We start from the raw sequence: 13,195 nt of genomic DNA on the forward strand, positions 1-13,195 counted from the left end.
CCAGCTGGTTCCGGAGAGCGTCGCGAAGGACAAGGTCGACTTGATCGAAAGCCATACCTTCGGCGAGAAAGACCTCGAGAAGCATCTCGAAAGCAAGTTCAAGGCGGCCGGCAAGCCCGTCTACACGCTCGGCTTCTATCAGCCCAAGAAGGGCGACAAGGACGACCCCGAGGAAGACCGCAGCGACTACTCCAACGAGATCGAGGAGGATTTCCAGATCCAATTCGCCGAAAAGCTGCTGCGCTCCGCCAAGGGGCCCGACCGCAAAGAAATGCTCGACGGCGCCAAAGAACTGGTCGCCGCGGAGGCCGCCATCGAGGACAAGAAGATCCAGGACGCCCTCGCCGCCATCGGCGTGGATTGGTCGCTCGCCCCCGCCGACGGCAAACCCCAGGCCGCGGTGACCTTCAACATCCGGTCCACCGGGGGCCAGGTGCTCAAGGCCGGCGAAGAGGTTCAGCTCGAGCTGTCGGTCCACAACGTGGGCAAGGGCCCCTTCCATCAGCTGATCGCCTCGACCGAGAGCGAAAACTTCCTCCTGAAGAATCGCGAGTTCATCTTCGGAAAGATCGCCCCCGGCGAGACCCGCAGCTGGACGGTGCCTATCAAGGTCCCGGCGGCCGCGCTGCGCCGCGAGGACAAGGTCGTCTTCGCCTTCCGCGAGGGCAACGGGCAGGTCCCCGAAAACTTCCAAAGCATGCTCGTGACCGAGCCCCTGCCGCGGCCGACCTTCGCCTTTCAGTACGAGCTCTTCGACGACGGCCGCCACGAATCCCGCGGCAACGCCAACCGCCGCGCGGAGCCGGGCGAGAAAGACGCCATCAAGGTCTTGGTGAAAAACGAGGGCCCCGGAACCAGCAAGAAGACCGTGGTCAATCTGAAGAATCTCGACGGCGGCGGCATCTTCCTAAGCAAGGGCCGCGAGAAGCTCGAGGAGCTGCCGGCGGGCGCCTCCAAAGAGGCCTCGCTCAACTTCTCGATCGACCGCTCCTTCGCCAAGGACAAGGTCGAGCTGGAGCTCTCCGTGAGCGACCAGGAGACTCAGGAGGTCCTGGGCGACAAGCTCCAAATCCCGCTGAACGGCGGCGAGCCCAAGCCCCCGCCGGGCACCCTGCAGGCGGCGCCGCAAATCACCCTCGACAAGGCGCCCTACCCCTCGAGGACCGACCAGAAGAAGATCACCGTCTCCGGCAAGGTCGAGGACGCCTCCGGCCTGAAAGACATCTCCGTCTACGTCGGCGACCACAAGGTCTTCCTCAAGGCCTTCCCGGACGACGCGGCCTCCGGACAGGCGGCGACTTCCGCCACCTTCGAGGCCGTCCTCCCGCTCAAAGAGAAGGACAACAACCTGATCTCGATCCTCGCCAGGGACAAGAACGATCTGGTCAACCGCCAAAGCTTTTACATCCTGCAAGAGTAAAACCTTGAAGGTCTATCGCGGCTCAAAATCCTTCCCGGCCTCCGCCAAGCGCCCGATCGTGGCGCTCGGCAACTTCGACGGGGTGCACCTCGCCCATCAGAAGATGTTCAAGCTCGCGGTGGCGCGGGCCCGCAAGCTGAAGGGCACGGCCGTGGCCTACACCTTCGACCCGCATCCCGTGAAGGTGCTGTCGCGGGCCTCGGCGCCCGCGATGATCAACACCCTGGCGCAGAAGCTGGAGCTGCTGGAAAAGACGGGGGTCGACGCCGCGGTGGTCGAAAAATTCGAGCCGCGCTTCGCCCACCTCTCGGCGGAGGATTGGTTCGAGAAGGTCTTGGTGAAAAACCTGCACGCCGCCGGCGTGGTCGTCGGCTACGACTTCACCTTCGGCTCCCACCGCAGCGGCACCGTCGAGACCATGGAAAAACTCTGCGCCGCCGCGGGCCTGGACTGCCAAGTCCTCGAGGCCCAACTGCTCGGCGAAACCTTGATCAGCTCCTCGCGGATCCGAACCTTCGTCGCCAAGGGCGAGGTGGAGATCGCCGCGCGGCTGCTGGGCCGCCCCTTCTTCCTCGACGGCACGGTGATCCAGGGCGCCGGCCGCGGCGCCAGCCTCGGCATCCGTACGGCAAATCTCAAGACCGACAACGAACTGATCCCGCTGGGCGGCGTCTACGCCTGTTGGGCCGAGCTTGGGAAAAAACGCCACCCCGCCGTCGCGAACGTCGGACTCAATCCGACCTTCGGCGGCCGCACCCTGAGCATCGAGGCCCACCTACTGGGCTTCCACCGCGATATTTACGGAAAACGGCTCCGCCTGCACTTCCTCAAGCGGATCCGCGACGAGCGGAGCTTCGAGACGGTGGAGGCCCTGGTCGCGCAGATCCACCGGGATATCGAAGCCGCGAAAAGATGCCTCGCCAAGGCTACGCGGAAGTAAACGCGATCAAGGACCGTATTCGTCCACCGGAAAGCGCGTGGGCATTTCCGGAGGGCCGCCCGCCCCGCCGCGGCCGGCGTAGTTCGCCAAGCCCCAGATCCCGGCGCCGATGGCGCCTCCGATCAAGCCTCCGGCCAAATCCCAAAGATAGCGGTTGCGCACGGGGCGCTTCATTTTTTTGGAGATCGGGGGCACCAGGTAGTGCGTCGCCAACGCGCCCACGCCCATGCCGATCATCGCCGAGCCGCCGAAGCCCAGGGCCTGGCGCGGCGTGTTTCCCAGCTCTTTCACGCCGAGGGCCACGCCCAGCTGGGCGGCGCCGCCCGCCAGGATCGCGCCTTCGCCGAGCGGGAGCCAAAGCTCGCTGCCGCGCAGGCTCTTGCGCAGGTCCGCGGCCAGCTTCTCCTGCAATTTTGCGACGGCCTCGCGGTCGAATTTCAATTCCGCCAAGACGACCTCGCCGCCGATCAGCAGGCTCGCCTCGCCGTGCTTGGATTTTTCCCCGAACACCAGCCGCAAGACGCCCAAGGCCGCGAGCAGCGGCTCGCGATGTCGCGTGCTCTTGGTGTCGCGGAACAGCTTGTCCAAAGCCTTCTCCATTTTGCCGGCGTCGATGCGGATCCGCGCCCGGCGACCGTCCTTTGCGGGGACGATCTCCGCCCCGGCCAGCAAGGCCTCGGTCACGGCGTCGATCTGCCCCCGCTTCGCCAGCCAATCGGCCGGCATGTTGGCCCGTTCGGCCTCGCGCTCGACGGTCTTTTGAATCTTGTCCAGCCCGTCGGACGAGCGCAGATAGGCCTTCAGACCGTGCTTGACGGCATCCTCGGGACCCAGCCGGGCGGCCGCGAGCCCTTCGCGACAGGAGGCGACCTCGTCGGCCTTGGCCTTCCGCGCGATCTCCGGAATCTCCTTGAGCGCCAGGCCCAAGGCCTTGCAGAAGGCCTTGTCCTGCTCTTTTTCCCCGCGCAAATTTCGAAACGCCGCCTCGGCCTCCACCGCGGCCTCGTCGTAGCGGATGCGCCCCTCGGCGGCCAAGTCGACCAGCGCCGCCGCCGCGAAGGTCTGCAGGTCGGCATGGGCCTGCGCGGACTCCTCGGAGGGAATGCCCTCCGGAGGAACGCCGACCAAGCCGTTCAAGAACCTCTGGTAGGCGGGGACGATCCCCAGGATTTCCAAAATCCGGTCGATCCGGCCTATTATCTCCTTGTTGTTCAGACCGGAATCCGTCCGAAAAAACGCGATCTTGCCGATCAGCGACTGCACCGCCTCCGGGTTGCTGTTGGCGTAGACGTCGAGGAGCTTCGCCGCCAAGTCCGTCTCGCTCAAGGGCTTCGGATTGTCCGGAAAGATCACCTCCCCGCGCACCACGTACTGCGCCAGGACCAAGGGAAAGACGAAGCGCCCCGCCCGCTCTTCGGCGGTCGGCTTGGCGATGCCCTTGGAGGAAAGCATCGACCCCGAGATCCGGACGATGTCGAGGATCTGGCCCGAATTCTCGTGCTTGCGGAACCAGTCGACGTCCTCGCTCCGGTTCAGCGTCTCGCCGGACCCGCCCTCGGCCTTTTGGGATAAGACGAAAGAGTCCCCCGCCCGATCGAAGCGCAGAGAGCGCCGTTCCTTGGGCCCGTAGACGCCGCCGCCGACCTCGGTGAGGTCGAGGATGACGTGACACTGGTCGTCGTTGTCGGAAAATTCGGCGGGCGCCCGGTTGCAGTCGTCGTCCGGCACCTGCACGCGATCGAGAGTGACTCGAAGTTCGGTCATGAAAACCTCCGCTTCGAGCCAGACATGAAAGATAGAGCTTCGCCCCAGAAGCTACCGGCTTATCGTGAATTTAGCCGATAAGTTGCGCTTATAGTCTCATGGACCGTACTCGTCCACCGGAAACCGGGGCGAACCCATGGGCGGGGTCTGTCCGCCGGCCAAGAGGCTGATCAGGAGGTAGAGCCCAGCGCCGACCAAGGAGCCGCCCAGCCCGGTCAGGCCGTCCCAGAGGTAGGAGTTGTGGACGGAGTCCGGCGCCACCGCCGGCCAGAGGAAATGCCCGCCCAGCGCGGCGCAGCCCAGCCCCGTGAGCCCCGAGGAGGCGGTGCCCAGCCCCAGGCGCAGGTCGGCGTCGTCGCGGATCTGTGGGAGGGTCTCGCTCAAGACGACCCCGGCGACCCCGAGGGCGCAAACGGTCCCCTCCAGGATGGGCAGCCAAATGTCGGTCCCGGCCTCGCTGCTGCCGAGCCGGCCCTCGATGGAACGGATCAGGCCGGCCAGCTCGCCGCGGCGGCTCGCAGTCAGGGTCCAGGAGAGCTCGCGGTACTCGCCGCCGGCGAAGACGCGTTGGTCCAGGCCCGCTCCGTTCGTCCCGAAGAGCGTGCGCAGCAGGGCCAAGGCGGCAAGGATGTATTCCCGGCGCCGCACGGTCTGGGCGTCGATCAAGAGGTTGATCTCCACGGCCGCCGAGGTGACGTCGATGGAAATCTCGGGCGCGACGCCCTCCTCTTCCGGGACGCGCACCTGGAGGTGGCGGAGCAGGATGTCGGCGACCTGGCCGATCCGGCCGCCCTCCTCGTCCCCCTGGCGGCCGAGCCATTCCACCGTCATGTTGGCGTCTTCGCTCTCCTCGGCGATGGACTCTTGCAAACGTCGCGTCCCGGACGCGGACAGCAGGGAGGCCCTCAGGCTCTCCCGCACCGCGTCGGCAACCGGCATGTCGATCAAGCGCAGGGCCTGGTGGCATTCCTCCATGAAGACCGGCGGGACGCCGCGGTCGCCGCGCAGCTCGCGCAGGGCGTCCTCGACGCTGGTGCAGAAGTCCAAGCGGGTACCCTCGCTCAACTCCGCGGCGTAGAGGGTCTGGTAGGCCGCATTGGCCGCCAGGAAGGCACGGCTAAAGCGGACGGGCTGCTCCAAGGCGTGGGCCACGACCATCTCGCGGCAGAAGTTGGTGATCGCCTGGAGCTGCTCCTGGCGCTCCCGGGGCAGGGAATCGAAACGCGCGTATTCTTCCTCGTTGATGAAGTGTCGGCGAAAGGCGCGATAGCGCGGGCCGAAATCCATCAGGTCGACGACGCCGCGCAGCCGTTCGCGGGCCTCCGCGCCCAGCCAATCCTGGCCCCGGAGGAAACTGAGCCGCCCGACGAAGTCGGTCAGGGTCCGGTCCCCGGAATCCGTGAAGGTCTCCAGCAGGCCGTTGGCCATGGCCGCATGGTCGATCAATTCCCCGCGGCTGTTGCGGGCCTCGCCGGTGGCGATGTAATTGGCCACATAAAAGAAAATCTGCGTGGCGGACGAATAAACGCCCAGCTCGTTGCCGCGCAGCAGGCTTTGGGTGATGCGCAGAGTCTGCAAAATTTCCGGAAGATTAGGATGGCTCGCCACCCAGGTCAGGGTATCCCCCGGATTCGCGGGGGAGAGGATGTACTGGTCGCCCTGCCGGTCGAAACGCACGTGGTGCGCGGCGGCCGAGGGATCGGCGTCGTCGACCATCGGCAGCGTCACCTGGCAGGGGTCGACGCCCGAAGCCGGCGGGGCGTCGATGCAGGCGCGGGTCGTGGCGCGAATCCCGTCAAAACGGATGATCAGATCGGACATAACAGCTCCTATTTACGGCCCGTAAGGGTCGACCGGAAAGCGCGGGTTGGCGCCGCCCGGATTGCCTCCGCTCAAGAGGTTGATCAGCAAGTAAGTCCCGATGCCTAAGCCGGTGCCGACGGCGGCGCTGCCCAGGTCCCAGGCGTAACGATTGTGGACAGCCCGCGGGATGACCGCCGGCCAAACGTAGTGGCCTATCAGCCCGAAGCAGCCTCCTCCCGCGAGCCCCGAGGAGGCCGTACCCAGGCCTAATTGCAGGCCGCGGTTCTGGGCGATGGCCGGCAGGGTGTGACTGAGTACGATTCCGCCGGTGCCCAGGGCGCAGCCGGCACCCAAGAGCGCGGGCATGCCGTTCGTCGCGAAGCTGTCGCTGCTGTGCCGTCGGCCGGCCAGGGTGGAGATCAAATCTCGAATCTGCCTTAAGGACTCGGGGGCAATTTGCCAAGGAACCTCGCGAAAGTGCCCGTCGGCGAAGACGCGCAACGGCGGCGCCTCCCCCTCGGTGCCGAAGAGGCGGCGCAGGAAGGCCAGGGCGGAAAGGTCGTATTCGCCGCGCTGGGTGAGGATCGTCATCAGGCGCAGGGCCTGACGAAAACGCCCGACGTCGAAGGTAAGACGCGCCGCCTCTCCCTCGCCGCTCAATCCGATATTGTCGCGCAGGGCCGAGAAGACCTGGCCGAAGCTGGAACGCCTGCCGAGCCACTCCAGGCGCATGTTGGCAGCGGCGCTCTCCTCGGCGATCGCCTGCCGGAGCAAGGGCAGGCCCGAAGCTCCGACGAGGCCGAAGCGAAGGCTTTCGCGCATGGCCTCGACGGCGGGGCGGGCGCACCATTCGATCCCGAGCCGGCACTCGTTGACGAAGTTGGCAAGCGGCACTTCGGCGCCACCGCGTTCCTGGAGGGCGGCGTTCAGGGCGGCGCAGAAATCGGGACGCGTGCCCGCTGCGATGTCCGCCTGGCGCAGCTCGCCGTAGGCCCGATAGGCCTCCAGGGTCGCGGCGTCGTAGCGCAGCGGGCGACGGTTGGCCAAGGCTACCACCGCGCTGCGGACGAAGGCGATCACCCGGCCGTAATGCAGGATATCCGCCCCGGAAAACCGTCCCATCCCCTGGTTTTCGGCTTCGGTGATAAAGTGGCGAAGAAAGGCCTGATAAGTCGGCACCAAGTCGAGGATGCGGGTGACGCGCTCGATGCGCTCCCGCGTCTCCGCCGGCAGATTCGGCTCGCGGCGCAGCAGGTTGATGTTCCCCACCAGGGGCACCAGGCCCTGGGCGCGGGAGCCGGTGAACAGCTCCAGCAAGATCCCCTCGATGTCGGGCGACCGCTCCGCCCGTCCGGAGACGGCGTCGAATTCCACGCGGCCCGTCAGGACATAGCGCGAGATCCACGCGAAAAACCCCACCGCGTATCGGCTGGCGGTCGCGGGACGCCCGGCGCTGCGCAACAGCGCCCCGGTCAGGCGGGCGACGTCCAGTGCCGAGGGGAGATTTTGATGGGAACCGACCCAAGTCAGATTCTCGGCGGAATTACTGGTGGAAAGGACAAATCGATCTCCCTGGCGATCGAAGGCGATCTGGCGCGGCGGAGGCGGATTGGGGACGTCCAGGGTGAGAGGCAGGGTGATCCGGCAGCCGTCCGCCGGACGAGGTCCTCGAGCCGGTATAGCGGGAGGGGCGTCCGCGCAAGCCGCAGTGGCCGGCGCCTGCAGGGTATTGTCGGAGTTATCGACGAAGACTCGGAGATTCGACATTAGGGCAACCTTTGCACGGGCGCTTCCGCCCCGCGCTTGGTGCCCCCAAGTTCAGGAAATGGCGTTTTCGATCTATGCCCTTATCGAGGGTCCGTCAACAAAGTTGCGTGCGGTCCCTGCGAATACGCCTTCCATAAAAGGCAGGGGTTTCAAGGGGATAAGGGAAGCCGCTGCGAGCCGAAGACGGCCCGCCGGGCTCAGAACCGGGCCGTCCGGATGCTGTTGAACCAAGAGTTGTAGCGGTCGTAGAGGGCCCGGAAGGCCTCCTGGTTGCCCTGCTCCCAGCGCCCGTGGGTGACCGTCTTGCCGTCGGCGGTGATGTCGAAGAACTCCTCGACCGTGCTTTGGTGAGGGGCCTCAGGGTTTTTGGGCCAAGTGAAGAAACCGCTGGAGACGACGATGTCGTAGAGCTGCTTGAGCTGCTCGCCGGTGATCTTGTAGACGCGGTCGCTCTTGGTCTTGACGCCCTCCTCGCCCACGATCTCGGCGTTGCGGCTGACGGTGACCGTGTCTTTGTGGACGGTCAGGGTCTCTTGGGTGGCGCGCTCGAGGGCGCCGGCGCTGGAGCGAAACACCAGTTTGAAATCGCCGGGTACCTTTTCCGCGGCGGCCGCGACCCAGGGGAACGAAACCAAGGCAAAAATCAGGAATAGGATCTTTCGCATATCGGACCTCCGCCGGAGATTCTTCACCGGGAGCGAAACCATTCTACGGTCTTTTTCAAGCCCTCGGCCAGGGAAAATTGGGGGCTCCAGCCGAGCTCCTGCTCGATCTTGGCGTAGGAAATGACGCTGCGCCGCTGCTCGCCGGGCTTGGCGGGGCCGTGCTGCGGGGCCGCCGCGACCCCGGCCGCCGCGGCGAGGTGCTTGTAGATCGCCACCACGTCGGTCTCCACGCCGGTGCCGACGTTGTAGACGCCCCGAACGCCGGGCCGCAGGGCCAGGAGGTTCGCACGCACCACGTCCTCGACGAAGACGTAGTCGCGGGTCTGGAGGCCGTCGCCGTTGATGACCGGGATCTCGCCCTTCAGCAGCTTGGTGGCGAAGATGGCGACCACGCCGGCCTCGCCGTGGGGGTTCTGGCGCGGGCCATAGACGTTGGCGTAGCGCAGGGAGACCGCGTCGATGCCGTAGGTCTCCTGATAAAAATGCAGGTACTTCTCGCCGAGCAGCTTGGTGATGCCGTAGGGGCTGGCCGGCTGGGTGGGATGCGACTCGTCGGCGGGATAGGCAATCTGCTCGCCGTAGATTGCCCCGCCCGAGGAGGCAAAAACGACCTTCTTCACGCCGTGGCGGCGGGCGGCCTCCATCAGGTTGAGGGTACCGATGCCGTTGACCTCGCAGTCGTAGACGGGCTCGGCCACCGAGCGCCGCACGTCCATCTGGGCGGCGTGATGGGAGATCACCTCGGGACGGAACTCCTCGAGGATGCGGTCGACCGCCGCGTCGCGGATGTCGTTTTGAAAAAACCGGCTGGCGGAGGCGAGGTTGGCCTGGTTCCCGGTCGCGAGGTTGTCGAGGACGGCAACCGTATGCCCCGCTTGCAGGTAAGCGTCTTGGATGTGAGAGGCGATGAAGCCGGCCCCGCCGGTGATGAGAATCCGCATGGCAGTGGAATAATGGGTAATTTCCTCGCGGTCAAGCGCCCGAAGCGGCAAGCCTTTACAGAAGCGCCCAAATGGTCCTAAATATTCCCCATGGACATCCTCGAGAAAATCGCCGCCGAAAAAAGACGCCTCAACGCCGTCATCGTCTCCCACTACTACCAGGAGGACGAGATCCAAGACCTGGCGGACTTCGTGGGCGACTCCCTGGCGATGGCCCAATACTGCGAAAAATCTCCGGCGGACACCTTGGTGGTCTGTGGCGTGCGCTTCATGGCCGAGACGGCCAAGATCGTCAATCCCGCAAAGCGGGTCCTCCTGCCCGACCTCGAGGCGGGCTGCTCGCTGGCCGACAGCTGCCAGCCCGCGCCCTTCCAGTATTTTAAATCGAAGCTGAAGGACCCCTACGTGGTGATGTACATCAACTCGAACCCCGAGATCAAAGCCCTCTCCGATGTGATCTGCACCTCGAGCAACGCCGAGAAGATCATCGCCTCGGTGCCGAAGGATCGGGAGATCCTCTTCGGTCCCGACCGTCACCTCGGCCGCTACCTGATGAAGAAGACCGGCCGGCCCATGACGCTCTGGCAGGGCGTCTGCATCGTCCACGAGACCTTCAACGAGAAGAAGGTGATCGCCCTCAAGACCGAGCACCCCGACGCCGAGGTCATCGCCCACCCCGAGTGCGAAGAGGCGATCCTCAAGCACGCGGATTTCGTCGGCTCGACCTCCGCCCTGCTCAAGCATAGCCAGACCTCGCCGAAGAAGAAGTTCATCGTCCTGACCGAATCGGGGATCTTGCATCAGATGCGCAAGGCCTCGCCCGACAAGATCTTTCTCGAAGGGCCCAACGACAGCGGCTGTCAGTGCAACGAGTGCCCCTACATGCGGCTCAACACCCTCGAAAAGCTCTACCAATGCATGCGCGACGAGAAGCCCGAGATCCTGATGCCCGAGGAGCTTCGGCAAAAGGCCTACTTGCCGCTGAAACGCATGCTCGAGCTGAGCGCCGCTTAAATAACGCTCATTCTGCCGATTAAAGCCGTTGGAACCCCTGTGTCCGTATGGGAGCCGTCGTCGGCGGACGCCTCCGTCTGTCTTTAGAATATTGACAATCGTCATAATTTTTGTGACATTTCACTTATGGATCTTTCCTTTCTCATTCCCTCCAAGATGCGCCGCCAGGTGCTGGCCTATTTCGTCGCCAACCCCGAGGCCCAAGTGGGCATCCGCGAGCTGGCCCGCGAGCTGAAGGCCCCGCCCCAGGCGGTCTATCGCGAGCTGCTCAACATGGAGGGCTGGGGCTTCCTCTTCTCTTCCAAGCGCGGGAACCAGCGCGCCTTCCGGTTGAACCGACGCTTCTTCCTGCTGCCGCCCATTCAGGAGCTGTTTCGGCGACTGGACGAAGAGAAAAACCGGAAGTTCACGATCGTGAAGACCTACGACCTGAAACAGCTGCAAAAAAAATACAAAAAGATCCCCGTTCCGCCCGAGCTCGACAAGGCGCTGAGGGCGCCGCGAAAACGACCCCGAGCCTATGCGGAGGAAAAAAGCCTGCGTAAGTTGGGGTTGCTATGACCGCAATCGAGACGGAGCTGCGAAAGATCCAGGAAATGCCCCCGAACATCCAGCAGATGGCCTTGGCGGCCCTGCTTGCCGAGAAATTTGAAAAATACGACGTTATCCTGACCGTCGTCGGCGGCGCGGCGGTGCAGTTCTATTCGGACGCCGAATACGTCACCGGCGATCTCGACGCCATCCTCTTCGGCGACACCAAGGAAATCATCGAGACGGTCATGGGCGAGTTGGGCTTCCGTCGAACCACGATGTACCGCCATTTCGAAAACCCTAAATTTCCCTTCGTGGTCGAGTTCCCGCCCTCCCCCATCGAGGTCGGCGGCCGCCACTTGGACAAATTCAACATCTTGAAGTTGGATCGCCTTTCGGTGCGGGTCATCCGCGTCGAAGACCTCATCATGGACCGCATCGTGGCCGGGGTGGAGTGGCGGGACCAGCCCTCGCTGGATCAGGCGAGGCTGCTTTGGCTCAAAAACAAGGACGAAATCGACTTGAAGTACCTGACCCAATTCGCCAAGGAGGAAGGCTACGCCGCAACCCTGAAGAAAATCACCAAATGACGCCTATTCCAGCATCTTCAGAAAATCCTCTTCCGAAACGATCTCGATGTCCGCGCCTTTCTGCTTCAGGGCCTCCGCCTTGATCCACTTGTTGCCCTTCTCGCGGTTTTTGTAGCCCTCGCTGCCGATCACCAGGTAGTCCAGGTCCTTGTTGACGCCGGCGGCGATCTCGCCGCCCAGGGCCTCGACCTTCTTCTCGGCCTCGCCGCGCTCCATGGCGGCCATCTTGCCCGTGAAGAGGAAGCTCTTGCCCGAGAACTTGCCCTGCTTGGCGGCGCTCCGCTCCTCGAGGGTCACGTACTTGAGCAGCTTGTCCAGGGTCTTGGCCTTCTGCTTCAGGCCCCGGACCACCTCGCGGGCGATCACCGGACCGATGGTGTGGATGGCGCTCAGCTCTTCCTCGGTCGCGGCGCGGATCCGCTCGAGGCTGCGGAACTGCTTCACAAGGACCTCGCTGCTGTGTTTGGCCAGCTCGGGGATGCCGAGGCTGCGCAGGAACTGCGCCAGGGGCACCCGGCGTCGGGACTGGATATTGTCGATCAGCTTGGTCGCGAGTATCTCCCCCATCCGCTCGAGGTTGAGCAGGTCCTCCTTGGTCAGGCGGAAGAAGTCGGGCAGGTCCTCGACGTAGCCGTTGTCATAGAGCTGCTCGATCGTCTTGTCGCCGAAGCCCTCGATCTCGAGGACGTCGACGAAGTGCCTGAGCTCGCCCAACCGCGTGCTGCGGCAGCCCTTCTCGTTGGTGCAGTAGAGGAAGTCGTCCCGGATCTCCGTCTTCGAGCCGCAGGAGGGACAGCGCTCCGGGGCCTCGACGAGCTTTTTGGTCTTCTGCAAAACCTCCTCGAGATTGGGGATCACCCCGCCCCGCCGCATCACCAGGACCTTGGCGCCCAGCGAGACGCCCATCTTCTTCATCAGGCCGTAGTTGTGCAACGAGACCCGCGAGACCGTCGCGCCGCTCAGCCGCACGGGGTCGATGATGCCGATCGGCGTGATCACGCCGGTGCGGGAGACGCTCCACTCCACCTCGCGCAGGACGGTGGTCCCCGAATCCCCCTGAAATTTGTAGGCGATGGCCCAGCGCGGGTGGTGGGCGCTGGCCCCCAGCCGGGTCTGGTCGGCGATCTCGTTGGCCTTGTAGACGACGCCGTCCAGCTCGTAGTCGAGGGAGTCGCGCTTGGCGAGGTACTCGTCGTAGGCCTTTTGCAGGGCCTCGGGTTCCTTGGAAATGACCTGAGCGTCGATGGCGACGAAGCCCAGCTTCTTCAAGTGCCGCAGCTTCTCGATCTCGCGGGCCTCTTCCCACTTGCCGCTGTGCCGCTTGCCGTCCCATTTTTCCCACTCTTTGCCGACCAGCGTCAGGAAGGCAGCGAGCTTGTCGCTGTCGCCGGCGGCAAGCGCGGCCCGCAGCTCGGTCAGCACGCCGATCACCCCGTCCAGATGGCGGGTGAGGTTGGTGCGGTTGTGGGTGAAGGCCACGTGCAGGTCGTTGGGCGTCTGCGTGCGCAGCGACTGGAAGGCCAGGGCAAGCGTGGGGTTGACCATGCGCCGCAGGTCGGGCCAGCCCTCGGACTGCTGGAGCGCGTAGAACAGCGCCGCGCCCAGCAGCGCGGGTAGCTGCTCGGTGGCGGCGGTCAGCGCGTCGTGCTCGGCTGGGTCCATGAAGCGTGGCACGCCCCCCGTCAGCCGGATCACGTCTTCGGCCAGCCGGATCGCCTCGCTGGGGCACTGCGGGTCGGGCATGACCAGGCACTCCGCCC

At 64.8% G+C, this 13,195-nt stretch carries 10 protein-coding genes; 4 read left to right on the plus strand and 6 right to left on the minus strand.

Annotated features, from left to right (window positions below):
* Positions 1 to 1,424: 1,424 nt before the first annotated feature.
* Positions 1,425 to 2,360 carry a bifunctional riboflavin kinase/FAD synthetase gene (locus FBR05_12230; GenBank protein ID MDL1872949.1) on the plus strand — a complete coding sequence of 312 codons (936 nt, stop codon included), beginning with the start codon at positions 1,425 to 1,427 and terminating at the stop codon, positions 2,358 to 2,360.
* Between the two features lie 6 nt (positions 2,361 to 2,366).
* On the opposite strand, the gene FBR05_12235 is transcribed toward FBR05_12230, so the two are convergent.
* From FBR05_12235 to FBR05_12255, 5 genes are all read right to left on the minus strand, one after another.
* Complete coding sequence (locus tag FBR05_12235; GenBank protein ID MDL1872950.1) at positions 2,367 to 4,124, minus strand: hypothetical protein; 1,758 nt, start codon at positions 4,122 to 4,124, stop codon at positions 2,367 to 2,369.
* Between the two features lie 96 nt (positions 4,125 to 4,220).
* Entirely contained in the window at positions 4,221 to 5,945 is a 1,725-nt protein-coding gene (locus FBR05_12240) for a hypothetical protein (protein ID MDL1872951.1), read from the minus strand.
* Positions 5,946 to 5,957: 12 nt separating this feature from the next.
* The gene (locus tag FBR05_12245) at positions 5,958 to 7,694 is read right to left on the minus strand and encodes a hypothetical protein (protein MDL1872952.1); all 1,737 of its coding nucleotides are present in this window, start codon (positions 7,692 to 7,694) and stop codon (positions 5,958 to 5,960) included.
* Positions 7,695 to 7,891: 197 nt separating this feature from the next.
* Entirely contained in the window at positions 7,892 to 8,359 is a 468-nt protein-coding gene (locus tag FBR05_12250; protein ID MDL1872953.1) for a hypothetical protein, read from the minus strand.
* A 23-nt stretch (positions 8,360 to 8,382) separates the two neighbouring features.
* Positions 8,383 to 9,300: an NAD-dependent epimerase/dehydratase family protein gene (locus FBR05_12255; protein MDL1872954.1), complete on the minus strand. Its 918-nt coding sequence runs from the start codon at positions 9,298 to 9,300 to the stop codon at positions 8,383 to 8,385.
* Positions 9,301 to 9,390: 90 nt separating this feature from the next.
* Here FBR05_12255 and nadA point away from each other — a divergent pair, with 90 nt between their 5' ends.
* The 3 genes from nadA (at position 9,391) to FBR05_12270 (ending at position 11,435) form a co-directional block, all read left to right on the plus strand.
* Positions 9,391 to 10,314: a quinolinate synthase NadA gene (gene nadA / locus FBR05_12260; protein MDL1872955.1), complete on the plus strand. Its 924-nt coding sequence runs from the start codon at positions 9,391 to 9,393 to the stop codon at positions 10,312 to 10,314.
* 126 nt (positions 10,315 to 10,440) lie between these two features.
* Positions 10,441 to 10,875, plus strand: a complete 435-nt coding sequence (locus tag FBR05_12265; GenBank protein MDL1872956.1) for a hypothetical protein — start codon at positions 10,441 to 10,443, stop codon at positions 10,873 to 10,875.
* Complete coding sequence (locus tag FBR05_12270; GenBank protein ID MDL1872957.1) at positions 10,872 to 11,435, plus strand: hypothetical protein; 564 nt, start codon at positions 10,872 to 10,874, stop codon at positions 11,433 to 11,435. Before FBR05_12265 ends, FBR05_12270 begins: the two co-directional genes overlap by 4 nt.
* Positions 11,436 to 11,438: 3 nt before the next feature.
* Here FBR05_12270 and FBR05_12275 read toward each other — a convergent pair whose 3' ends face one another.
* The gene (locus tag FBR05_12275; protein MDL1872958.1) at positions 11,439 to 13,178 is read right to left on the minus strand and encodes a prephenate dehydrogenase/arogenate dehydrogenase family protein; all 1,740 of its coding nucleotides are present in this window, start codon (positions 13,176 to 13,178) and stop codon (positions 11,439 to 11,441) included.
* Between the last annotated feature and the right edge of the window lie 17 nt (positions 13,179 to 13,195).

It is taken from the genome of Deltaproteobacteria bacterium PRO3 (genome assembly GCA_030263375.1).
In the GTDB taxonomy this organism is placed as follows: Bacteria; UBA10199; UBA10199; order DSSB01; family DSSB01; genus DSSB01.